Annotated in this window: 19 protein-coding genes; 8 read left to right on the top strand and 11 right to left on the bottom strand. The window is 58.2% G+C overall.

Annotation, left to right across the window (positions count from 1 at the left end; genetic code table 11):
* Positions 1-19 precede the first annotated feature (19 nt).
* From zwf to QEH54_RS05105, 3 genes are all read right to left on the bottom strand, one after another.
* Positions 20-1,561: a glucose-6-phosphate dehydrogenase gene (gene zwf / locus QEH54_RS05115; RefSeq protein WP_309017561.1), complete on the bottom strand. Its 1,542-nt coding sequence runs from the start codon at positions 1,559-1,561 to the stop codon at positions 20-22.
* Between the two features lie 244 nt (positions 1,562-1,805).
* Positions 1,806-2,228 carry a YraN family protein gene (locus QEH54_RS05110; protein WP_309017560.1) on the bottom strand — a complete coding sequence of 141 codons (423 nt, stop codon included), beginning with the start codon at positions 2,226-2,228 and terminating at the stop codon, positions 1,806-1,808.
* Between the two features lie 67 nt (positions 2,229-2,295).
* Positions 2,296-3,177 carry a hypothetical protein gene (locus tag QEH54_RS05105; RefSeq protein ID WP_309017559.1) on the bottom strand — a complete coding sequence of 294 codons (882 nt, stop codon included), beginning with the start codon at positions 3,175-3,177 and terminating at the stop codon, positions 2,296-2,298.
* 115 nt (positions 3,178-3,292) lie between these two features.
* On the opposite strand from QEH54_RS05105, the gene QEH54_RS05100 reads away from it, so the two are divergent.
* Positions 3,293-3,775: a hypothetical protein gene (locus QEH54_RS05100; RefSeq protein WP_309017558.1), complete on the top strand. Its 483-nt coding sequence runs from the start codon at positions 3,293-3,295 to the stop codon at positions 3,773-3,775.
* Positions 3,776-3,892: 117 nt separating this feature from the next.
* Here QEH54_RS05100 and smc read toward each other — a convergent pair whose 3' ends face one another.
* Positions 3,893-7,768: a chromosome segregation protein SMC gene (gene smc, locus QEH54_RS05095; protein WP_309017557.1), complete on the bottom strand. Its 3,876-nt coding sequence runs from the start codon at positions 7,766-7,768 to the stop codon at positions 3,893-3,895.
* 238 nt (positions 7,769-8,006) lie between these two features.
* Here smc and QEH54_RS05090 point away from each other — a divergent pair, with 238 nt between their 5' ends.
* Complete coding sequence (locus QEH54_RS05090; RefSeq protein ID WP_309017556.1) at positions 8,007-8,792, top strand: hypothetical protein; 786 nt, start codon at positions 8,007-8,009, stop codon at positions 8,790-8,792.
* Between the two features lie 80 nt (positions 8,793-8,872).
* Here QEH54_RS05090 and QEH54_RS05085 read toward each other — a convergent pair whose 3' ends face one another.
* Positions 8,873-10,285, bottom strand: coding sequence for a hypothetical protein (locus QEH54_RS05085; RefSeq protein ID WP_309017555.1), 1,413 nt, complete (start codon positions 10,283-10,285; stop codon positions 8,873-8,875).
* A gap of 83 nt (positions 10,286-10,368) precedes the next feature.
* Positions 10,369-11,512 (bottom strand): peptide chain release factor 2 gene (prfB, locus tag QEH54_RS05080; protein WP_309017554.1). Its coding sequence is split into 2 segments (ribosomal slippage): positions 10,369-11,439 and positions 11,441-11,512, totalling 1,143 coding nucleotides; the frame shifts between segments, so codons are not numbered across the junction.
* A 176-nt stretch (positions 11,513-11,688) separates the two neighbouring features.
* Between prfB and QEH54_RS05075 the strand changes: the two genes are divergently transcribed.
* The gene (locus QEH54_RS05075; protein WP_309017553.1) at positions 11,689-12,687 is read left to right on the top strand and encodes a glycosyltransferase family 2 protein; all 999 of its coding nucleotides are present in this window, start codon (positions 11,689-11,691) and stop codon (positions 12,685-12,687) included.
* Positions 12,688-12,767: 80 nt separating this feature from the next.
* Positions 12,768-13,967: a glycosyltransferase family 4 protein gene (locus QEH54_RS05070; RefSeq protein WP_309017552.1), complete on the top strand. Its 1,200-nt coding sequence runs from the start codon at positions 12,768-12,770 to the stop codon at positions 13,965-13,967.
* On the opposite strand, the gene QEH54_RS05065 is transcribed toward QEH54_RS05070, so the two are convergent.
* The 3 genes from QEH54_RS05065 to QEH54_RS05055 are packed head-to-tail and all read right to left on the bottom strand — an operon-like array spanning position 13,912 to position 16,963.
* A complete protein-coding gene (locus tag QEH54_RS05065; RefSeq protein WP_309017551.1) occupies positions 13,912-15,000 on the bottom strand; it encodes a glycosyltransferase family 4 protein in 1,089 nt (362 codons plus the stop codon). The two genes, QEH54_RS05070 and QEH54_RS05065, sit on opposite strands and share 56 nt — an antisense overlap.
* A 14-nt stretch (positions 15,001-15,014) precedes the next feature.
* Positions 15,015-15,761 (bottom strand): glycosyltransferase family 2 protein, encoded by a 747-nt coding sequence (locus QEH54_RS05060; RefSeq protein WP_309017550.1) that lies wholly within the window; start codon positions 15,759-15,761, stop codon positions 15,015-15,017.
* Positions 15,758-16,963 (bottom strand): glycosyltransferase, encoded by a 1,206-nt coding sequence (locus tag QEH54_RS05055; protein WP_309017549.1) that lies wholly within the window; start codon positions 16,961-16,963, stop codon positions 15,758-15,760. Before QEH54_RS05055 ends, QEH54_RS05060 begins: the two co-directional genes overlap by 4 nt.
* Before the next feature lie 139 nt (positions 16,964-17,102).
* Here QEH54_RS05055 and QEH54_RS05050 point away from each other — a divergent pair, with 139 nt between their 5' ends.
* The 3 genes from QEH54_RS05050 to QEH54_RS05040 are packed head-to-tail and all read left to right on the top strand — an operon-like array spanning position 17,103 to position 20,177.
* Positions 17,103-18,413 carry a flippase gene (locus QEH54_RS05050; RefSeq protein WP_309017548.1) on the top strand — a complete coding sequence of 437 codons (1,311 nt, stop codon included), beginning with the start codon at positions 17,103-17,105 and terminating at the stop codon, positions 18,411-18,413.
* Positions 18,414-18,432: 19 nt separating this feature from the next.
* Positions 18,433-19,365: a hypothetical protein gene (locus QEH54_RS05045; protein WP_309017547.1), complete on the top strand. Its 933-nt coding sequence runs from the start codon at positions 18,433-18,435 to the stop codon at positions 19,363-19,365.
* Positions 19,362-20,177 carry a sulfotransferase gene (locus QEH54_RS05040; protein WP_309017546.1) on the top strand — a complete coding sequence of 272 codons (816 nt, stop codon included), beginning with the start codon at positions 19,362-19,364 and terminating at the stop codon, positions 20,175-20,177. The genes QEH54_RS05045 and QEH54_RS05040 overlap by 4 nt, the downstream gene beginning before the upstream one ends.
* A 302-nt stretch (positions 20,178-20,479) precedes the next feature.
* On the opposite strand, the gene QEH54_RS05035 is transcribed toward QEH54_RS05040, so the two are convergent.
* The gene (locus QEH54_RS05035; protein ID WP_309017545.1) at positions 20,480-21,646 is read right to left on the bottom strand and encodes a hypothetical protein; all 1,167 of its coding nucleotides are present in this window, start codon (positions 21,644-21,646) and stop codon (positions 20,480-20,482) included.
* 630 nt (positions 21,647-22,276) lie between these two features.
* On the opposite strand from QEH54_RS05035, the gene QEH54_RS05030 reads away from it, so the two are divergent.
* On the top strand, positions 22,277-22,801 hold the full coding sequence (locus tag QEH54_RS05030) for a dihydrofolate reductase family protein (protein WP_309017544.1): 525 nt from the start codon (positions 22,277-22,279) through the stop codon (positions 22,799-22,801).
* Between the two features lie 17 nt (positions 22,802-22,818).
* Here QEH54_RS05030 and QEH54_RS05025 read toward each other — a convergent pair whose 3' ends face one another.
* Positions 22,819-23,313, bottom strand: coding sequence for a hypothetical protein (locus QEH54_RS05025; RefSeq protein WP_309017543.1), 495 nt, complete (start codon positions 23,311-23,313; stop codon positions 22,819-22,821).
* Positions 23,314-23,464 lie beyond the last annotated feature (151 nt).

Raw genomic sequence — 23,464 nt, 5'->3', positions numbered from 1 at the left:
TTCGTGTCGTATCCGCCGATTAAGGACGACGCCATTCGTGGTTGTTCTGCCAAAGCATGCGATCCGAGGCGTTGGGTCCCCAAGAGCCCGCCGCATAGGTTTCGATGCCCCGCTGCCCCTCGCTTTTCCAGAAGTCGTGCAAGGGAGTGATCAAATTCCAGGACGCTTCCGTTTCGTCGCCGCGAATGAAGAGCGTGCCATCGCCGATCATGGCATCGAGCACCAAGCGCTCGTAGGCTTCCGGCGTATTCGAACCGAAGGTGGTCGAATAGCGGAAGTGCATCTTCACCGGCTGAGTACGGGTCTGCAGACCAGGGATCTTGCCGTTCAGCAAAATAGTCGATCCTTCGTCAGGCTGGATTTGGAAAACCAATGCGTTGTTGGCGAGATTGAACATCTCGTTCTCGCTGAACAGCGAAGATGGCGGGCGCTTGAACTGTATTGCGATTTCGGTGACGCGACGGGCCATGCGTTTGCCGGAGCGCAGATAGAACGGCACTCCCTGCCAACGCCAGTTGTTGATGGTTAGACGAAGGGCCGCGTAGGTCTCGGTCTCCGACTTTGGAGAAACGCCTTCCTCCTGGCGATAGCCCGGCACCTTTTCGCCGGCGATAAGACCCTCGCCATACTGAGCCCGCACCACGTCGCTATCGCTGTATCCAAGTCTCAATGGCTTGATGGCCTTGAGCAGTTTAACTTTTTCATCGCGAATGGATTCGGCATCGAGCGAAGCGGGCGCCTCCATGGCGGTGAGAGCCAGCAGCTGCATGGTGTGGTTTTGGATCATGTCGCGGGTAGCCCCACTCTGCTCGTAGTAGCCGCCACGCGTACCTACGCCGAGCGATTCGCCCACCGTGATCTGCACGTTGTCCACGTAGTTGCGATTCCACAAGGGCTCGAAAATGGAGTTGGCGAAGCGCTGCACCAAGAGGTCCTGAACCGTTTCCTTGCCCAGGTAGTGGTCGATTCGATACACCTGTCGCTCCTGAAAGACGCCTTGGATCACGCGGTTCAAGTTTCGAGCCGATTCGAGGTCCTTTCCGAAGGGCTTTTCGATGACCACCTTGGTATGCTTGTCGCTGCTCTGGTACTTGGTCGCGAGTCCCGCTTCGCCGAGATTCTTGATGATCGGCTCGAAGACCGACGGCGGCGTGGAGATATAGCACACGCTCTGCATCTCGCGTCCCGCATCCTTCTCGATGGATGCGATCTTGTCGCTCAGCTTCTGGAAGGCTTCCGCTTCGTCGTAGCCGCCGGAGCAATAGAAGGTGTTTTTCTCGATGCGCTCCCAAATCTCCTTGTTCAGCGAGCGACGGGAAAACTTGGAAATCGCATCGGAGGCCACCTCGCGAAACTCCTCATCCGGAATGGGCTTGCGGCCGTAGCCGATCAGGTAGAAATCCGCCGGCAGCAAGTTGTCGACGGCCAGGTTGTAGATAGCTGGCACCAGCTTGCGAGCGCAGAGGTCGCCCGAGGCCCCGAAGATGGTGATGATCGTCGGCTGCACGCCGCGATGCTTGCTCAGGCCTTGGAGAAACGGATGTCGTGATTCTTTTGACATGATGTGTATACGAGCCGTGGATTAGGACTTCGAGACTTTGGCGCCCGATGAGACCATGTAAAGATTGTATCAAGGGAAATTTGAGTTTCACCCCGCAACTATGAATATTTTTCACGCTCACAGCGAGGTCGTTTCAATTCCCTTTCTCTAAAGGACGAATAAGGCGCCCTGCAAGAAGGCAGACTTATTCGCTTCTCGAGTGAAAGAACCTGCCGTTTACGCGTACTACCGGTCCTAGGAGCCCTCAGTTCGACCGGTAGGCCGACTTGGAAAACAGAGGCACATTTTCGAAGTGCCGGCTCGCGATGATGGCGCCCTCCTCGTGCTCCAGCTCCACCACGTCGAAGCGCAGGGTGATGGGCTTGGGTTTCATCTGGGAGAAATAGTTGCGGCAAACCCGGCGCAACGCTTCGCGCTTGCGCTGGTTGATGGAGTCGTAGCCGCTGACCAGGGCTCCCTTGGTGCGCGTCCGCACCTCCACGAAGACCACCGCCTTGCCATCGAGGCAAATCAAGTCGATTTCGTCGCGCCCGCTGCGCCAATTTCGGGCCAGAACCAGATACCCTTTCTTCTTGAGCAGCTTTTCGGCTTCGCGCTCGCCGCGGCGACCGATCACCGCCGTGTCGGCTTCCCTCTTGCCGAGCAGGCGCTGGAACCACGAAATCATAGCAACGTTACAAGCTTGTAACGCGATGATGGTCAAGGGACGAGTGCGGCCCCAGCGATCGCGCCGCTCACTCGAAAAGTCGCGCCTCGATCGAGGCGAGCGATAGGGACAGCTCCTTGTACAATTCCGGCAGCGATCCATCCCACGTATCGACGAGATAATTACGAGCCACGATTCCGCCGGTCGACTCGGGATTGATGCGAAACCCGATCAGCTCACGCTCCAGCACGCTAGCTCGATCAACCTCGCGAAACGCGTAGTTCTTCTCGAAACCGAACACGAACGCGGAAACCGGCACCGTCACACGCAGCCACTTGTCAAAGTCCGTATCGGGATCGAACGCCACCAGCGCCACGGCGTTGAGAGACTCCTCGCTCTGGTCGTTGTAGCCAGCCCCTAGGAACGAAAGCCCCAGGCAAGCGAGACCGCGATCCAGCCCCTCGATCTGCCGCTCGCTAAGAAAGTCGCCATAGTGATCCCGCAGGGTTCGCTCGGACGGGATGCTCGAACCCTCGCGGTGAAACCTCACCACGATGCTCACCGACTCCAGGTCCCCGACTCGAATCGGTCGCCGGTAAAACAGCGGCTCGATACCGTTCGCATGCTGCTGGTCCCAGTCGCTGAGCTTGCGGACCAACACCGTGCGAAACACCTGACGTTGCGGGCAGTCATCCGCTGAAACGAGGGCCGATTCGTCCACCGCGTAGCGCCTGGCAGGCAGTTTAACCAGCGGAAAGCGATCGGGATGCTCAGCGATGTGGCTCCAGCCCTTCGGCGAGCCATCCCGACTGTCGTAAAGGGTCACGCGTCGCCGCGACGCGTCTTGCGAGTCCAGAGAGCAAACGCCCCCCGGCACGGGCTTGATCTGGATCTGAGAAAAGCAAGGCGCCGCCAAAAGCAGAAATTGGCATGCGAGCGCCAGACGAGCAAGAGCGCGGGAGCGAAACATAACAAGGGGCAGTAGGAGGGTGGCGAGCGTAGTCGCTATCGGACTACAAAAACAAGAAACGACGCCCATTCGATCATTGCAACCCATTTGCGAGCAAGGAAAACTGCGCCTGCCCATGAAGCCAAAAACCGCCCTCGCCGCCTGCGCCTTTTTCGGTCGCCACATCGTGCCGCTACTGCTCGCCGCGAGCATCCCGGCAGGCTTGCGCTACTACCAAATGGATCAGTTCGCCAGCCGGCCCGCGGCCTTTTCCTGGACGCTGGACATCCTGGTGCTGGTCGGACGTTTGGCCTTGGTCTGCGTGATTCTCGGAAACGGGGCGCTGCTCGCCGGCTATCGGACAGCTCGCCGACTGCTGCAAACGCCACGCCAGGAAAGCAACGCGGCCTTTTCGCGAGCCGCCGAGCGCCTCTCCTCCGAAGTCCGCAACTACCTGGCCGACGCCGCAGTCTACGTTTTCGGCGCTCTAGCCGCCAATCTCCTCATTGGCGCCGTAGCCTCCAGCCTTCCCATGCAGCTGTTGCTCAAGAACCTAACCGTCATCCCCTTCACGCTCGTATTTCTGATCCTGCTGTCCCGACGGCTGCTGAAGGCATAAGCACGCGTTTCGCCCCCGCCCGCCACGCTTGCGCCTGCTTACGGTCCGCCAGGGACGCTTCCACGAATCGCGGGGCGAGAGCACTGGGCTGCCGCGTCCTGCTGAACGCAACTCGCTCTACGCGCTCACAGCCTGTTCGAGCTGCAGTTTCACCATGTCGGGATCGACGTGATCGGTCTCGAACTTCATGCTCACCACCTTGGAAACGCCCTTCTCTTCCATGGTCACGCCGTAGATGGCCTGAGCGGCCGCGATGGTGCGCTTGTTGTGGGTGATGATGATGAACTGCGACTGCTGAGTGAACTGCTTGAGCAGCGTGGTGAAACGGCCGATGTTCGATTCGTCCAGCGGAGCGTCCAACTCGTCGAGCAAGCAGAACGGCGAAGGCTTCACCATGTAGATCGCAAAGAGCAATCCCACCGCGGTCATGGTCCGCTGCCCCCCGGACAAGCGGCTCAATCCAGTTAGCTTGGTGCCCGGAGGTTGAGCGACGATGTCGATGCCGCTATCGAGGATGTCTTCCGTCTCGATAATCTTCAAATCAGCCTTTCCTCCGTGGAACAAAGTGGCGAAGGTGTGCTTAAAGTTCTCGCGGATCTGAGCGAAGGTAGCGGAGAACTGCTCGCGCGACTTGGTATTGATCTCGTCGATCGCAGCCACCAGTTTCTCCTTCGACGACATGAGGTCGTCGTATTGCCCCTTCAAGAAATCGTGGCGCTCGCGCAGCTCGCCGTACTCGGCGATAGCGTCCGTATTCACGGTACCCATTCCCTGGATACGCCTCCTTAGGTTTTCGACCTCTCGCTTCAGACTCGCCCAGCTGGTCTTTTCGAGCTCCTCCCTCTCCTCTGGCGTCGGACCTGTCGGCTTGGAAAGCTGCTCCACCGCCTCCGGCTCCGCATCAGCGGCATCCTGATCCGTTTCGGAAACCGCTTCCGCTTCGGAAGGCTCTGCTTGCTCCGTCTGGGATTCGCCTGACGTTTCATCCGTCGCCGAGCCCGCGGCGTCCGAATCGGATTCAACGGCGGGAGCGGACTCCTCTTCGTCGTCCTTGTCGTCGTCGAGGGTGGGCAGATTCTCCACCGGCTGACGCGCTTTCCAAAGCTGCCACTGCCAGTCGATGCCTTTCAGCTCCACGCCGTACTCGCGACTGATCTCTTCCTGGATGAACTCCAGGCGAGAGCGCTTCTCCGCGATCTGCACGTTCTGGTCGCTGAGGTTGTTCTTGAGCTCGTCCACCTTGATGCGGAGCGCGTTCTGCTCCTTCTCCAGCACGCCGACTTTCTCCTCCACCTCGACCAGCGATTCACGGGTTTTGTTGACGAGGATCTTGGCCTCTTCGAGCTCCGTATCCACCGCTTCGCTACGCTGGGCGGCGTTGTCGATCTCGTCCTGAAAGCTGGCGCTTTGCTCCTCCCAGTTCTGGATGTCGCGGGTCTTGGTTTCGATCAAGCGGTTCAGCTCGTTGCGACGCTGCTCCATCTCCACCAGGCCCTGGTTCAGGATGTCGAGCTTCTGCTTCTTCTCCTGCAGGTCGAATTTCGCTTGGCTCAGCCCCTCGCGCTTCTCGTCGCGCTCGGCGCGAATGTCGGCGATCCCCGATTCGATTTCCTCCAGCTGCCGACGGCTGCTCTCCAAGCGCTGCTGATCCTCGGAAAGCCTGGCCTTGGCCGCCTCGAGCTTCTCGTTTGAAGCGGCGAGCACCTCCTCGAGACTGGCTCGCTCGCGTTCCAGTCGCTCCGAGCGCATCTTCTGCTCCTGCACCAGCTTCTCAGCGTTGCGCTCCTCGGCCTGCAGGGCGGAAATCTCGTGGTTGGCCTCGCCGATTTCGGCGCGCTTGGCCTCAACGGCTTCCTCCGCCGCTTCCAGCTGCTTGTTGACCTTCTCGGCTTCGTCGCGAGCGGACTGCAGCGCCTTCTGCTCTTCGTCCAGCTCCTTCTGCGTCTGCTTCAGCTCCATCTCACGCTGCAGGATGCTGCTGTTCTTCGCCTTCTTGTAGCCGCCGGTCACTAAGCCGCGCGCATCCATGGTCTCGCCTTTCTTGGAGGCGACTTGCAGGAAACGGAAACTTGGATTCGCCTCGCGCCATTTCAGAAAGCCCGACATGTCCTCCACGATGTAGCTGGAGGCCAAGACCGCCTTCAGCGAATCGTGACTGGGATCCTCGCTGAGAGAAACGAAAGCGCTGGCAGGCTTGAGCCACTCGGGCAAGGATTCACTGGCCGATTCGGGTGATTCGCTCGACTGCAGCTGCACGCATACGCGGCCGATCTTGCCCTCTACCAGCTGCTGGAAGATTTCCACCACAGTTTCGGCATCGCTCACCACCACCGCTTCGACAGCGGAACCAAGAAGCGCCTCCACCGCCTGCCCGTATCCATCCTTCACCGACAAGTCGGACGCGAGCGGACTGAAGATTCTTCCCTCTAGCGAACCGCGAAGCTTTCCCTTCAGCAAGGCTTTGGCGCCTTCGCCATAGCCCTCGAGCTTTTCCTGCAACTGCTGTAGCAGCTTCACCCGAGCGGTTTTTTGGGCAACGGAACGATCCACTTCCTGGATACGAATTTGGGCCGACTTAAACGCGTCGCGCTGCGCAGATACGTTGTCGCGAGCTTGCTCCAGATCGAGCTGCAGCTGCTCCTTGAGATTGCGCGTCGCGGTCAATCGCTCCTGGAATTCGGCCAGGGACTGGGCGGCGTCAGCCTGGCCTTCGCCTTGCTCCGCGAGCTCTTCCTCGAGACGCATCAAGCGGTTGCGGCTGGTACCTGCCTCTACCTCGATGCCGGAAAGCTGCTCGCGGTAGCGAGCGGTGGAACGCTCCGCATCCTGGGCTTGCACGCGTAGCTGCTGTATTTGAGATTCCGCTACACGCAGCTGCTCCTCGATCTCCTCGAGATCTCGGTTTCGCTCCTGGAAGATTTCGTCGGAGTTGCCCAGCACGTCCATGTGCATCTGCTTGTCGACGCTGTGCTCTTCGAGCTTTCCCGCGATTTCCGCGATCTGCGATTCGTAGGATGCGATGTCCTGATTGGCCTGCTCGATGCGCTCGCCAAGCGAGGAGATCTTTATCTTCGCCATATCGGCCGCGTTGCTGGCCTGTTCCTTCATGCTGCGCAGGTCGAAGACGGACTGCTGCGAATCCTGCACCTTCTGGATGAGCGTCTGACGCTCCTCCTTGTAGACGATCAGGCTTCCCTCCTTGGATTCCAGTTCCGCAGCCAATCCTTCCAGCTCTTCCTGCAGCTCGTGCGACGACTGATCCACAGTGTCGAGAGACGAGCTCAGCGTCTGGTATTGATAAGCGCTGTAGCCGATGTCGAGGTGGCGCAGCTTGTGGCTGACCTTCTTGTAGCGAATGGCCTTCATGGCCTGCCGCTTGAGGCTGCCAATCTGACGACCGATTTCGGAAATGACATCGGTGACGCGGTCGAGATTGGTCTCCACCGAGGCCAGTTTGTTCATGGTTTCCCGACGCTGGGCCTTGTACTTGGAAATGCCCGCCGCCTCCTCGAAGACCGCTCGCCGCTCCTCCGGTTTGGAGGAAAGGATCTGGTCGATCTGCCCCTGGGCCATGATGGAGTAGGACGTGCGACCGATGCCGGTGTCCATGAAAAGGCGCTGAATGTCCTTCAGGCGACAGGCCTTGCCGTTGATGTAGTAGTTGCTGCCTCCGTCACGCTGCACGCGGCGGGTGATTTCAACCTCGTTGAAGTCGCTGCCCAGCTCCTCCTCGCAATCGGTCAGGGTGATGGAGACCTCGCAGATGTTGAGCGGCTTGCGCTTGTCGGTGCCCTCAAAGATGACGTCCTGCATCTTGCCCCCACGCAAGGCTTTGGCGCTCTGCTCCCCGAGAACCCAGCGAATGGAATCGGCGATGTTGCTCTTGCCGCACCCGTTGGGACCGACCACCGCGGTGACGCCCTTGTTGAATTTCAGGAGGGTTTGATCAGCGAAACTTTTGAAGCCGTTAACTTTCAGGGCGCTCAGGTACATAAAGGCCGGAAATTGAAAGCCGCCCCCGAGAACTGACAATCTCAAATCCCGAATGTGAATAAGTCGAAGAACAAGGCGCGAACAACTTTGGTAATAAACCACCACCCCTCACCCACCACCCCTTGTCCCGCCCTCAAAAAAGTTTTTGCTACAACGTTGTAGCAAAAACTTTTCTGGCAGGTTCCGCCAGGTTCGCTGCCTTTTATCCCCCCCCAACTCCCAACTCCCAACTCCCGATATGAACATTGGCCCCAAAGCGCGCCTGCTGATGGACCTAGCGTTCGCGCTCGGTATCGAATCGGCCGACGGTCTCCTCCACCTACCGACGCTTTATCAATCTCGCTCCGGTCACACCGACTCGCAGTTCCAACAGCTGCTTCTCAAGCTCGAAGAAAGGGACTGGCTCGACTGCGAAACGAACGAAGAATCCACGTGGGTTCGCGGTCTTTCCCATAGCGGTAGCGAAAAGCTCTGCGACGGCATTTCCCCAATTGAAATGTGGAACGCTCGGTGGGACGGAAAATGGCGAGTGTTTAGCTTCGACATCCAAGGTCGATCTCCTGCAACCCGCTTCGCACTCCGAAAATGGCTGCAGCGACGGCGCTTCGGAAAAGTTCAGGGAAGTGTATGGATTGCTCCTCGAATCGTTGCCGGTTGGGATAAGGAACTGGCCAAAATCGATGTAGGTCCCGCCTCAGCGATTGCTTTAGAAGGCTCCTTTCTCGGGGCGACCAAGCCGGAGCTTCTGGTTCAGCGAGCGTGGAAATTCGGAGAAATCAATGCCCGCTATCGAGATTACCTGCGATTTCTCGAGACTCAGCGACTCGAAGCTCCCGAGCAATTCAGCGAATGGTACCAGACGGAAAGCCAGCTTTGGAAGGCCGCGTTCGAGCTCGATCCGTTTCTCCCCAGAGACCTTTGGCCCCAATCGGATTATCTCGGGCCGCAAGCCCTGAAAGCCAGAGGAGAGGCCTACCTGCGAGCCGCCAGTCTTACGCGAATATCGAGCCTAGGCGCATCATGAGAAAAGTTTTTGCTACAACGTTGTAGTAAAAACTTTGAGGTCAGGAGAGGGGGCTGTTGAGTGGAGAGGGGGCTGTTGGGCTATTCCACCACCTTGCACGGCAGCATCGCCGCGTCTTCCATGCCGTGGATGATCTTCTTGTCTGGGGGGCAATAGGTGGCCAAGGCGCCGGCGAGCTTGGCTTGATCACCCTCCACGAAAAAGTACGGGTTCAGGCGTAGGCGGCCGTGGGCTTCGTAGACTTCCCCGTCCTCGCCGTACAGTGGGTGCTTGAGGCGTACGGACTTCTTAAACTCCTGGATGATATGCGGATGCGTCTCCGCCATATCGACCGCCTCTCGAAGCGCTTCCGACCAATCCTCACGCGACACATCGTTTCCGATGACCACGCTGCGCGAGCCCCAGGCAGTTTCGTGAAAGCCGGAAATCTTCAGCACCAGGTTGCGTTCCTTTTGGCTGGCTTCCGCTAGCTCCATCCAGTCGTGCAACGGTTTGCCCTGGGCGAGCGGTCCGTCGAGCACCGCGCCCGGCGGGAGCGGAGTGGGATCCACGATCCAGCTTTTCGGTATGAGCTTGTTGAGGACCTTGAGCGACTTTTTGGAGATGTTCTCCTTCCAGAATTCGCCGAGGAGGTGATGGTGAAAGAGGGCCATGCCCATTTTCTCCTCGAGAAAGGGGCGCACGGGTGGGGTCAAAACGACTTCGCCGTTTTCAGCGGCTTCCACGATGTATTCAGCTGTGGAAATGTTGGGCAGATCGAAGAGCTCGTAAAACCGGTAGACCACGTCGATTTTCTCGGGACTCCCGGACACGTCGAAGTAGACAGCGCCGCCCAAGGGGAAGATTTCCTCGACCCAAAGGCTGTAGACGCGGTAGCCGCGGCGTTGCAGCCGTTCAGCCAACCAGTCCATCTCCGGCTTGTAGGTTGCAGCTTCCTCGCTGACAGCGATGACCACGACCGGCGTCTGCGCGCCCTCGGCCTGCCCTGCCACGCTACGGTAGAAGAGCTCTTCCATCTGGCCACCGGCTCCGAGGATGGATCCATCGCCCGAGCGCTCGTAGAGCTGGTTGAGATAAGCGGTCAAACCTATGCCTCCCGGCACCGAATCCAGTTCGGAAAGAGCGAACCCTGCTTCCGTAACCAGAAGGTCGGGACGGATCACCGGCGGCAGCTTTCCCTTGTTGGACTTTCGTCGGCAGAGCTCCACCAGCGCCTTGGGCTTGCCGCGATCGAGGTACTCGGCGACCCATGGCGCGTACAGCTCCTTGTTGCGGAGCAGCTTGCGCCCTTCGAACGAACGCCGGTAGAGGATCTCGAACGCCTTGTAGAACTCCAGGCTGGCCTGGCCGATCTCCTCGAAGGCCGCCACCATGGCAGGCGTCAGCCGCCAAGCCTCCGGCGAGAGCCTCCAGGACTTCCCCTCGAAAAGCTGTTGATCGGCCAAGGCGGTTTTCAGCGCTTCCAGTTCCATGGTTTCAAGCGTGCCAGACATGTGACTTACAACGAGCGAGGGCACCAGAAAAAAGCGGACAGCCGATGAAAACTCGTCCCAGCGCCCTGCTCGCCAAGCGGGGCCTACTCCTCGATCTGGATCTCCTTGTTGCGGGAGCGCGGCGAGCCGGCCCGAAGCCAGCCGTTGATGAAGCGGTCGATGTCGCCATCCATCACCGCCTGGATGTTGCCGGTTTCCACCCCGGTTCGCAGGTCCTTCACCATCTGATAGGGCTGAAAGACGTAGCTTCGGATCTGGTTTCCCCAGCCGATTTCGCCCTTCTCGCCATAAACCTTTTCCATGGCGCTGCGCTTCTCGTCCTCCATCTTTTCGTAAAGACGGGCCTTGAGCAGCTTCATAGCGGTGGCCCGGTTCTTGTGCTGCGACCGATCGCTTTGACAGGCCACCACGATCCCGGTCGGCAGGTGGGTCAGGCGCACCGCTGAGTCCGTCTTGTTGACGTGCTGCCCGCCCTTGCCGCTCGAGCGGTAGGTATCCTCTCGCAAATCCTTGTCCTCGATCACGATATCGAGATCCTCCTCGATTTCCGCCACCACGTCGACGGCGCAGAAGGAGGTGTGGCGGCGCTTGTTGGAGTCGAACGGGCTAATGCGCACCAAGCGGTGCACCCCGCGCTCAGCGTTGGCGTAGCCAAAGGCGTTTTCTCCTGAAATCCGCATCGTCACCTTGTCCAGTCCGGCTTCTTCGCCCGGCAGCATGTCGATGATCTCCACCTTGAATCCGCGGCGCTCGGCCCAGCGCGAATACATGCGAAACAGCATGTCCGCCCAATCGCAGGACTCGGTGCCACCGGCGCCGGCGTTGATGGTCAGCAAGGCGCTGCATCGATCGTGTGGCTTATCCAGGTAGCACTGGATTTCCAGCTCGTCGAGCTCCTCCTTGAGCGACACCGCCGCCTCATGCAGCTCAGCCGCCTCGTCGGAAGTTTCCTCGACGCCCTCTTCGTTGAGCAGCTCCTCCATGGCGCGAGCGTCCTCCAGTTTCGTTTTGAAACCGGTCATGCCGTTAACCACGCCCTTGAGTTGGTTCGCTTCGCCGATCAGCTCCTGGGCCGCGGTCGGGTCGTCCCAAAAGCCCTCCACAGCCATCTTGGCCTCGAGCTCCTTGACTTTCGCCTTCTTGTTGTCGACGTCAAAGATACCTCCAAAGGTATCCCGCTCTCTTCTCCATCTCGTCGTGCAAAGCTTTGGTCTCAGGCTTGATCATAGGCGGCGGAGATTAGCCGGGTTCGATTTCCGGAATCAAGTTCGCAAAGCGCAAAAAGCGCGCCGAAGTCGAAGTTGGAAACAATTCGCGCATTTCCCCGGCAGAATGGGTAAATTACTCTATAATCTGGACGATAGCAGACCTCGACAAATACTTGATGAACAGAAACTGACCCCGTGACCACCGAAGCGACCAGCAAACCGGCGACGCCCCAAGCCACCACTCGAGATATCGAAGTATCGGTAGTCATTCCTGTGTTCGACGAGCACGAAACCCTCGATGCCATGTTTCAAGGCGTTCATGCGGCCCTACGAAACCGTTCGTTGGAAATCATTTTCGTGGACGACGGAAGCCGCGACGGCTCCTGGAAGGAAGTCTGCCGACTCGCCGCCGCCCACCCCGGTCTCGTTCGCGGCATCAGACATCGCCGCAATTTCGGCAAGGCGGAGGCGCTGGCGACTGGCTTCGCCCAAGCCCGCGGCGAAATCGTGGCCACCATGGACGCCGATCTCCAGGACGATCCCACCGAATTGCCCGCCATGATCGCCAAGCTCGACGAAGGTTTCGATCTCATCTCCGGCTGGAAACGCGACCGTCACGACCCCATTTCAAAAACAATCCCCTCTCGCTTCTTCAACTTCGCCGCCCGCGCCGTTTCCGGCCTGCCGCTGCACGACTTCAACTGCGGCCTGAAAGTCTACCGGCGTGAAGTCACCGACGATTTGAACCTTTACGGCGAGCTACACCGGTTCACGCCGATCCTTGCTCACGCCGAGGGCTATCGCGTAGCCGAGCTCCCCGTGACCCACCACGCCCGCGAGTACGGAAAATCGAAATACGGCTGGAAACGCTTCGTAAAAGGCTTCCTTGATCTGATGACCATCGTGCTGCTCACCCGCTACCTCAAGCGCCCGGGACACTTCTTCGGAGCGATCGGCATCCTGTGTGGGGGAACCGGCACGGCAATCCTCGGCTATCTGTCGGTCATGAAACTGTTCTTCGGAGAAGACATTGGCATGCGTCCTCTCTTCTTCCTCGGCATGATTCTCGTTCTCTTCGGCGGGCAGCTGATCTCAACAGGCATCATCGGTGAATTCCTGCTGCGGCACAGCGGCGAGAAGGGAGTGCGCCCTTCCTCCAAAAAGTGCGAAAACGGTCTCCAAGCTCTCGACTAGAGCAGCTAGCCAGACCGCCTTTCCTAGCCAACCGCCCTCCTCCGATGCCACGACCGCTGAGAATTCTAGTTTCTACTTCCGTGTTTCCGAGATGGCAGGGAGACGCCACGCCGGCGTTCGTGCTGAATTCAGCGAAGGACATAGCGACTTTCGGACACGATGTCAGAGTGATTGCGCCGCACTTTCCACACGGCCCCCTCGACAGCAACGAAGCGGGCATATCAGTTCGCCGGTACCGCTACGCATGGCCCTCCAAGCTCGAAACACTGTGTTACGAAGGCGGCATGCTAGTACGGCTGCGCCAATCCCCGTTCAAGAAAGCCCTTCTGCCGCTTTTCGCCATCAGCCAGTACCTTGTCACCAAGCAGGAGCTGCGAAGATATCAGCCGGACATCGTTCACGCTCATTCTCTCCTCCCGCAAGGTTGGCTGGCAGCAAAAGCGCTCGGGCGAAACCGATCGATTCCTCTCGTAGTCAGCACCCATGGGAACGACGTGTTCGGACTGCAAGGGCGATACATGAAACTCAAACGCCAAACCGCGAAACGAGCCGACATGATCATCGCCAACAGCCGCGCCACCCTCCGGCGCGTCAATGAATTTTGCAGTTCGGAAAAGCTGACAATCATCCCCGCATCCCCCAACGAGGCTTCGCTACGGCCCTCCCGAAAAACTCGCGACGCCAACGAAGGTCCGGTCATCCTTTTCGCTGGACGCCTCATACCGGAAAAGGGAGTCGAGCTGCTACTAGACATCTTTCCTGCCGTCCGCGAACAGATTCCTTCCGCGAAGCTTGTCATCTGCGGCGACGGCCCGCTCGCCAACACGGTTCGCACGACACTCGCTAGATGGAAGTCACCCCAAAACGCCACCTACCTCGGATGGATACCGAACGAACTCATCATCGAGCAATTCGCTCAAGCCGATCTGGCAATCGTGCCCAGCCAACCGCAACCAGGCGGCTGGGAGGAAGCCCAAGGTCTCGTAGCCGTAGAGGCGATGTCGGCTGGAGCCATCGTGGTCGCGTCTAGGATCGGGGGGCTCGCGGAATCGATCATCCACGGCGAAACTGGCTTCCTCGTGGAGCCAAACGATCGGAAGGAATGGACGAGAACCATAATTTCGACGCTTAGAGCGCCCGCAGGCCAACAAGCTCTGTGGAAGGACAATGCCAGAAGGCGCTACCTGACCGAGTTCAGCCGAGAGGCCAGCGCGAAAAAAACGCTCACGCTGTATCAGAGCCTCGACGCGCAGCGCGCCGCCCCTTCACCACCTCAGTGAGAAACGAATCTAGCTTCGCTCCTAAAGCCGACCAATCAAGCGAAGTCGGAGGGGAAACGAGCATCGCCTGATGAAGCTGCCTTTCGATGGCGTCAGCTAGGCTTTCCGAATCTCCAGGATTCGCCCAGCCCGGATGATTCTCCGGCAGCAGTTGCCCATGGTCTCCCACTCGCGTCGCCACTACCGGCACCGAACAGGCGACGTATTCCGTGAGTCGGCACGAATTCGAGAAATGAATCTGATCGCTATCAGGATAAGGAGCTAGAGCGCAATCGCACGCGCAGATGGCTTCAGCTAGCTTCTCTTGAGGAAGCATGCCAAGCCACTTCGCTCCAACGCCTTCTATTAGATCAAGACGGTTGCTCCGTCCCGCGCACACGAGCCCGACATCCAACCCTCTGGACCGCAGCGAGGCGATCGCTTCGACCGTCTCCCGCAGACCATGCTCTGGATTGAGGGACCCGAAGTAGCCGACCCATGCCTTGCGAGGGTCCAGTCCCAAGGCCTTGAGCGCTTCAAACTTGGGTCGCGGGTGAAAGAGGCTTTGATCGATGCCATTCGGGAGGCGCAACACATTGGAATTCGAACGAGCGGCCCAATCTCCTAAGGAACGACTTGCCACGATCACGCCGCTCGCCGACGCCATAAGTCGATGAGACCACGCATCCGCCCAGGAACGGGCCCACTTCGGAAAAAACGCTGGATAGTAGTCGTAAAAGTCGACTGCCCAAGGCACGCCCTGCGTCCTTGCAACTTGCCTAGCCTGACGAGCGGCGATCAACTGCCCCGAAGCAAGCCAGATGTCAGGCTCGAAATCCTTCCACGCCCTGCCCTTAGTCCAGGCTCCCGCAAGCCTAGCTGGTAGCGATTGGAACACGATTCCCTCTACTTCTCGCGAAAACGCCTCGCGGGTGTGGAAATCGGGGCAAAACACCTGCACTTCCCAGCCTCGTTCCACCAAAACTCGAGGCAGATGGAACATGCGTCCGTAGCGATCCCCAATCAAATCGCGGTTCGTGTAGAACCGTTTCATGATAACTCCTAGTTTCATTGGGCGCCCAATCGATGCCAAACATAGCGAAACCCGGCATAGGCCACGCCGTAGATTCCATAGAGCCCCTTCCAAAAACGGCTGGGAGCACGCAGCCTTCGGGAAAGTCGTTCCTCCGAAAAACGATGCCTGAGCGAGTTCCAGTCAGCGAGCGAGCTGACCCCGGCTTCGCTCATCATGCAAAGCGGTTCCGGCAAGACCTGAAAGGTCAAACCGAGCCAATGGGCCCGCAAAAACCAGTCGAAGTCCATCGTCACGCGAAATCGAGCGTCGTACTCGCCCACTCTGGCGAAGGCCTTGCGTTGGATCAAAGCCCCTTGATGAGGCACTCCCTGCTTGAAATACCGATAATAGGCTCGATCAACGCGAGGACGAAGCAGACGGCCCGACTCGAAGCGGATTGGGGAAGAAACGACATCCGACACGCCATCCCAGGCTTCAAGGGCCTTCGCCAGGCAATCGCGCGAAATCAGCCGATCGTCAGCCTGCAAAAAAAGCAGCCACTTCCCACGCGCCAGGCGAGCGCCCTTGTTCATGGCATCCCCGATACCTTCGTCTTTCTCCGATATCCAACTGTCCCGCGGCAGGGCTTTATCCAGCCAATCTTGAGTTCCGTCCGACGAACCCCCATCCACGACAATGTGCTCAACAGATACCCCGGACTGCCCTTTCACGCTGTCCACGGTCCTAGGCAAGGTATCCAGCGATTCGTACGCCGCGGTGATCACTGATACTTGGATCATGCTCTTCCGTCTCTTCCCGCCATCTCGTACGCTTCCTGGTGGAGCCGAACGGATTCCGCAACATCGTATCGCTTCTTAGCGAACGCCTTCACTGCGTTTTTTCGGTACTGAAAACGCCACTCGCTTTCCCACTGCAGCATTGCTGCTTCTATCGATTCCGCGCTAGCGGATAGCGATAGCTCTCCGCTTGCGCCACGTTCGACCATTTCCGGAACACCTCCTACAGGAGTCGCCAAAACAGGGCAGCCACAGCTTTGCGCTTCAGCGATCATGTTCGGAAAATTGTCTATCAGGCTTGGGCAGATGAAGAGTTCCGACTCCTCGAACACATTGCGAATCTGCTCGTGACTCAAGCTCCCGAGCCAACGGATGCCGTTTGGCAATCCGCGCGTATCTACGCCTCCCCCACCGAAGAGAGCGAGCTGCACGTCCTCGGGAAACCGACCTTCCGCTTGCATTTTGCGAATCGCTTGAAGCAGCAGGAAACCGCCCTTGCGAGGATCTACGTCAAATCCAGAAGCGCCCACCACCCACCTTCGGGTGGAGACTGCTTCCTTGACGGCTCTCGACGCATCCCAAAACCGATCGAGCGGATTGTGGATGCAGCGCGCCGCTTCCTTGAAGCGCCCGAATCGCTCGACCTCGCTGGCCAGCCACTTCGAAGGAGTTACAACAACGGGCTTCACCTTTTCAAGGCATCTGGCTCTTCGTCGCGCAAACCGTCGCGAAGCCATTCGAAGCAGCTGAGCGCGATCGCTCGGAATCGAATAAGCGTCCATTTCGCTGAATGGATAAAACCGCCCATCCCCAATCGCCCAGCCATCATGGAACGTCCACACCAGCGGTTTCCCTATCTCAGACAGGTCCTGCCACGAAACCATGCCGCGACAGATCCAGTGCAAGTGGACCACATCGAAGTCCAGATTTCGCACCCAATCTCCAATACCGGTTCGCCAAAGGTTGAACGAACGGTCAGCCGCACCCGTCACTCCGCCAAGCCGCAGAACGAGGCTTTCCATGCGCCTCGAGAGGCGAATCCGACGAGCCACCGCCCCAGGCAGACCCACACTTCTCGTCGTTGTCCCGTTGAGAGAGGCGATCTTTACGGTCATCCCCGCCTCTTCGAGTCCCTCAGCGATGCGATTCATGGCGACAGACGCGCCCCCGGACTTCGCATGGTAGTTGAGCATGAGGATTCGCATCGGTGGGAAAAACAGTCGCCCCCATGAACATCCACTCTGCGCTCGGCAGCAAAACTTTTTTCCGAAGGCAGCGCGACCAAGGAAGCATTGCCAAGCGAGTCGCTCGGACAATACAAGATCCTATTCCCCTTCCCTCCTCATGACGCCTTCCGACAATCCGATCAGCCGAATAGTCAAAAACGTCAGCATCCTCGGCGTGAGCAAACTCCTCAGGATCGGATTGGGCTTCGTCATAACGGCATATGTCGCTCGCAATCTAGGCACCGATCTTTTCGGCACCTTATCCTACGCCTTCGCCATTGTATCCCTCGGTCACATACTCTGCAGCCTGGGCATCGAGTCCATCGCTCGACGTGAGCTGAACATACACCCCAAAAACGAGCCCGAACTAATAGGCACCGCCATCTATGGACAGTTCCTCGTTGGCGCGGCGGGAACAGCTTTTCTCGGCGCGCTCGCGTTCCTTTTTCAATCAGGAGACGAAGCTCTCACCCTGTTCTTCGCCGCCTTCACCCTTCTCGCCACTTGGAACACTACACTCAGCGGGTACTTCCAAAACGTTCTACAAGGGAAATCGGTAGCGATCGCCCAACTCTCGAGCTTCGCTATTTCAGCTTCACTCAAACTCTATCTCATCTTAATCGACTCTCCAGTCTGGGCCTTCGCAGCGGTGGAGAGCCTGGAATCCATTCTCATCGCCCTCTGCCTCGCATACCTCTACCACCGCGGACGGTCCTTCCATAGATTGAGGTGGCGATTCGCCCGCTTCCGCAAATACGTGGCAGACTCCTGGCCAGCAGCCCTCTCCGGATTCGTTATCATCGTTTACATGCGTATCGACCAGATCATGCTCAAGGAGCTGCTCGGTACGGACGCGGTAGGTATCTATTCCGCCGCTCTTCGGTTCAGTGAAATCTGGGCGTTCATCCCGACTTTTATCGCGACAAGCGCTCTTTCCACACTCATGGCGGCGAAGGAAGACAGCCCCCAGCGCTACCGCAAAGTCTACGGTTCCTTCATCGAAACAAACCTCGCTCTCGCCCTCTTGATCGCCTGCGGAATCTTTATCATAGCCCCCGCCGTCGTATCCTTTTTCCTTGGTATCCAATATTCAGATACCACACCCATCGTTCGGATACATGTCTGGAGTCTGATTTTCATTTTCGTGGGCGTATCCAGATCCCAACACTTTCTCGCTGAAAACCTGCTCCGACACTCCCTCGCCATCAGCATTCTGGGAGCGCTTATCAACATCGTCCTAAACTGGTTCTGGATCCGGTCTCATGGGATCGCGGGAGCCGCTTGGTCGACCGTCGTCTCGCAAGCGATCGTCGCGCTGGTGGGCCCTCTCCTCTTCGCTCGAACCCGAGACTTCGGCTTGCTTGTCCTGCGCAGTCTACTATTCCCAAATCTGCGTCTTCGACTTAAAACGGTGCGACCGCGTCTATAACGGCTCCCGCGATCCTATCATGTCCGCGTCTAGACTAGAAACACCTGTAGCCTTTTTCGCCTTCAACCGGCCAGATCAAACCAAACGCGTCTTCGAAGCGATCCGCCGGGCCCGTCCGACTCGTCTTTTCGTCGTTCTCGACGGGCCGCGCAAAACGCACCCCACCGACACCCAACGCGTCGCCGACGTTCGCGAGGCCATAGAGTCGCGCCTCGACTGGCCTTGCCAAATCGATCGCCTCTACGCAGAGGAGAACATGGGTTGTGGCAGACGGGTATCCAGCGGGCTCGACTATCTATTCTCATCGGTTGAACAGGCGATCATCCTGGAAGACGATTGCCTTCCCGCCCCCTCCTTTTTTCCTTTTTGCGAAGAGCTGCTTTCTCGCTATCAGGACGACGAGTCGGTCATGCAAATCGCCGGCAGCAACCTCATTCAATCAATGCCTCCCATCGAGTACAGCTACTATCCGTCAAGACACGGCCCCATCTGGGGATGGGCAAGCTGGCGACGGGCCTGGAAACACTACGACTACTCGATGGCCAGCTACGCGTCTTGCGAAACCCGTAGACGCGTCGCCCAAAACTTTCCCAGCAAAGTCGAGCAACACATTCGCATGCGACATTTCCGAGACTGCCACCTGGGCAAGATCGATACTTGGGATTTCCAATGGCTCTACGCCAAAATCGTCCGCCAAGGTCGCACTCTCATCCCAAAACGAAATCTCGTGGAAAACATCGGCTTCGATAGCGACGCCACCCACACCACCAATCCCGACCGCTCCTTCGAAATCACAGCTCGCGATCTGGATTTTCCTCTCGTTCACCCGAGATCGCTCGAACCGGACCGCCATCTGGACGAACTCTATTTTCAACAGGTCTTTCTCCGACACACCTCCCCTCTTCACAAGGCGATCATGACGCTCAAGGAAACCGTTTTCCCGACACGATGAAAATCGTTTCGCTCATCGCTAGCTTCCTCCGCGGCGTGGTCGAGACGTCGCTCGGCGCCTTCTACTTTCTGCTCCACGGAAAACCGCGCCTTGTCATCATCCTCTCCCACACCCGGTCGGGCTCATCGCTTCTCGCAAACCTAATTTGCAGCCACCCTAAAGTCATCGGCTTCGGCGAAGCTTGGATAGACTACCGCACCCCCGTTTCCATCCTTCGCCTTATCGGTCGAACCCGCCTCACGACCGGATCCTACAAGCCGAGCATCAATATCTATCTGGACAAGTGTCTCCACAAACAAATTACGGATTCACTTCGTCCTTTCCGAATCTGCCACCCTCACTTTCTCTTCCTAACGCGTGAGCCTCATGCTACCACCAAAAGCATCGTCGCTATGTGCAAGACGTTCGACGAAAACAAAGGACAGGAAACCGACTACGCCAACACCTACCTCGCCGGCCGCTTGATGGACCTCAAACGCATCAGCCTTCTTGTTCCGCCCGATTCCGCGACCCACTTGTCCTATGAGTCGCTCATCCAAAATCCGGATACCACTCTAGCTCGACTCACCGAAGTCCTCCAACTCGCCTCTCCTCTTTCCAGCTCCTACCACGTAACCAAAACCGTCGGGGTCCGTCGCGTCGGAGATTTTTCCGACAATATAAGATCCGGCCAAATCGTCTCCTCCAACGCCACTCCCTCTCCAAGCGAATCCCTAGCAACCGACCTCACTATCCAAGCCTACCGCGACACCCTAGCTCACCTTCGTCAACGCTTCACCTCGATCTCCACCGACAAGCCCCTCAACCAATAGCTCGACGTAACCCCATCGCCGCTCAGCCCCTCGATAGCGTCAGCACCCGTGCGAACAGACGGGCACCGGGATTGCCGCCTTCGGGACATCGCTCTCCTTTCGGATCCCCTGAAGAACGCATCAACACCAATCGATGTAGCCACTTTCCAAATACCGACCTCAAGCAAGTTGATCGGCAAAACGAGACTGTAGCAGCGGAAAAAGGAGGCTAACCGCAACGCGCCCTAGCGAATCTTCCGAGAAACCAAGGACGGCAGCTACCCGTGCAAAAAAGCGGGCCCATCAATCTCCAATCTCGATCCCTACTGGATACCGATCCCCGAGAGGTCCACCACCACGAGCAGGGGAACCCCCCGCCGCTCGACAGACCCAACGACTCTTCCCGCTTGAATCAAATCCGGAATCGGCCGTCCGACATAGTAGGTCGCATCAGCCAAATCCGAGACCAACTCCATGCCCTCGCGAAGATAGTATCGAGCGACTCGCCGCGGCCCTAGCATCATCACCGCCACCTGTCGATCTCCACGATCCTCCTCCACAATCTCAAATCCCCTCTCGGCGCCCAAGAACCAGTAGTCGGTTTCGTAGCTGCCATAAGCGCCAGAAACGCCACCCACCAGCGAGTTGTAGTAGATATACTGATACGGATAAAGCGACACCAGCCCATACAGGTTAAAAGCGACCAACACTCCACCAAAGCCAAGAAGAAGCGATCGATAGCGCTCCACAAACGAACTGCGGCTTATCAGCCAACACAGCGAAAGAGCCGCCGCTACCGCGACAAACGGCAACACGTAGAACATGTGACGAAACCCATTGTGTATCGAAGCTCCCGATACGATGACAAAGACCCACGGAACGATTGCCGCTCCCAATACGAGCAGAACGCCCCACGCAAAGCGGTCCCCTTCCGCAACATAAGTCCACGCCTTCCGCCAAGAGAACACTGCGGCGAATGCTCCAACCCCTAGAAGCAAGAGGATCCACTCCGGCTGCTTGATCGCGAACATCCAAAGCGAATAGGTCCAAGGCGTTTCATTTGCGCTGAAAAACTCACCACCATACAACACCGGCTGAGCCGCTGCTACGTTCTGCAATCGAGCCAAGCCATCCGTAGACGAAGTGAACGGGGCGAGAAGCGAACGCTGAGCCCTAGGCCAAAACGGAAGCAGCGTCGCCCAAGCGATGACCAGAGCAACGGCGCCCTTGAACGCCAATCCGAGCAGCGTTTTCCACAAACCAGAAAACCCCGACCTCACTTCCCTCGTCACAACCCAGGCTCCTAGGAACAAAGCGAAAAAACCGAACAACGCCACCCCAGGAGGGCGCGTCGCCATGGCAAATCCCGCCAGCACGCCAAACAAAGCGATTTTACCCCAGGCCAAACGGGGCAGGTCCAGCAAGACCCTAAGCAACGCCACCACTCCCCAAGCATAGGTCGCGGCAAACGGCACGTCTTTCGGATTCATGAACAGATGCCCATTCAACTCGGGCATCAGGAGCAGAACAAGCCCCGCCACAAACGGTGCAAAGTCCTCGAGGGCCTGTCGTCCCCTCCCTTCGAGCGGCGAACTTCCGCGCTTAAGCAAAAGCCGCGTCATGATCACTGGCGCAAGCAACAGGAAATAAGCGAAAACAGAGCACCAGATTCGGCTTAGCAGGACCTCGTCCACCCCCAAGCTCCTGCGAGCCAAAGCGAGCGGTACGTCGTAGAAGCCTGGGTAAACATCGTTCGGAGCCGACCGCATGACAGCCCATTTGTCCTCCGAACCAATCAGCCGTTCATAGTAGTCTAGCTTTAGATCACCCGACTCCCAACGAGTAGGCTCGTCCCAGCTTAAGCCATAGTCTCCCGCAGTTAAGAACGCATAGGCCAAAAACCCAGTACTGAATAAGCAGAGCAAAACGACAAATCTACTCGGAGAGTAACGCATAGAGGACGATGTTGGACGCGAAGGGGAAACAGGCATAGCGTAGGAGGAACACTTCCTGCATGGCGCAAGCTTGCCCGATGGGGCAATTGTATTAACCACAGGAATGCTCAACTAGGTATCGTCAGCCCCGCCCCCCTCATAAGTCCAATGTTCACCAATGCTCCCATGACCCGCCTCATCCTCATCGCCGCCCAGTCTCTCGATGGCTTCATTGCCAAACACGACCACTCGGGCACCGATTTCTGCAGCCCAGAGGACCGGGCCTTCCTCGCCTCCGCTCTCAAGGACTTCGACTCCATGATCATGGGGCGGGCGACCTTCCAGACCTTGCAGGAGCGTATCTCCGCCTCCAAATCCACTCGCTACCTGCGGAAAATCATGACGCGCCAACCCGAGCGCTACGCCGACCTGGCCAAGCCCGACCTCATCGAGTTCACCAATGCCTCTCCTGCGGAGATCCTGGCGGAGCTCGCCGCTCGCGGACGCCAGCGCTGCGCCTTGCTCGGCGGCGGCGAAACCTATTCCCGGTTTCTCGACAGCGGTCTGGTGGACGAGCTTTGGCTGACTCTCGAACCACTGGTGTTCGGCAGCGGGACGCCGCTTGCGACCGGCCGGTTGGAAAATCGATTTCGCCTAGCGAGCATGGAGACGCTCGGCGAAAACACGATTTTGCTGAGATATCGGAAGTAGCCCGGCTGGGTCGGCGCCTACTCCTCCGGGCGGTTCATGAGGTGGTATTCGTCCGAAAAGATGCGCAGCAGCCTATCCAAGGCCTCCAGAATCGCTTCCGGCCGATTGGCCACTCCCATCATCTTTCGCTCCCAAGTCGGCACGGACATCGAGACGATCCGGTCCTTGGGCCGATCCAGTTTCGCCATCTCGCGCAGTTCAAGCTTCACCACGAAGAGGTGGCTTGGCCCTTGGGCGTGGGCCACGTCGATCGCCACCTCCAGGTAGGGCTGCCCAGGCATCACGTCCAGCTCGATGGCCGAAAGCAGGCGCACGTCGAACTCCTCCAGCTTTCGTAGGGCGTGCTCCTCCACGGCGCCATATTCGAGCTCGAACTCCTCCGATTGAACATTGAGCTGGCGAACCTCCAGCCCCACGCCCTGCAAATCCGTCAGCACGCTCTCCGAATAGTCGGAGGCTCGAGCGAAACAAACGGAAGCGGCAGCCAGGAAACAAACGGTCAGGGTTTTCATAGTAAGCAACTTAACGACGTGACAGCAGCCTAGCTAAAACTTTCCGCGCCGCAGCCAAAAAAACAAAATCTTTACCGACCGCCACTCCGTCGATGCCTACCGCCGAGATCGCTGCGCACTTTCTCGTTTCCAAACGCCGAGCGCACGCTCA

The sequence above is a fragment of the Pelagicoccus sp. SDUM812003 genome (assembly GCF_031127815.1).
Classification (GTDB): Bacteria; Verrucomicrobiota; Verrucomicrobiia; order Opitutales; family Opitutaceae; genus Pelagicoccus.
Note: the sequence above shows the minus strand (reverse complement) of the source record. Positions and strands in the feature narration are given on the sequence as shown.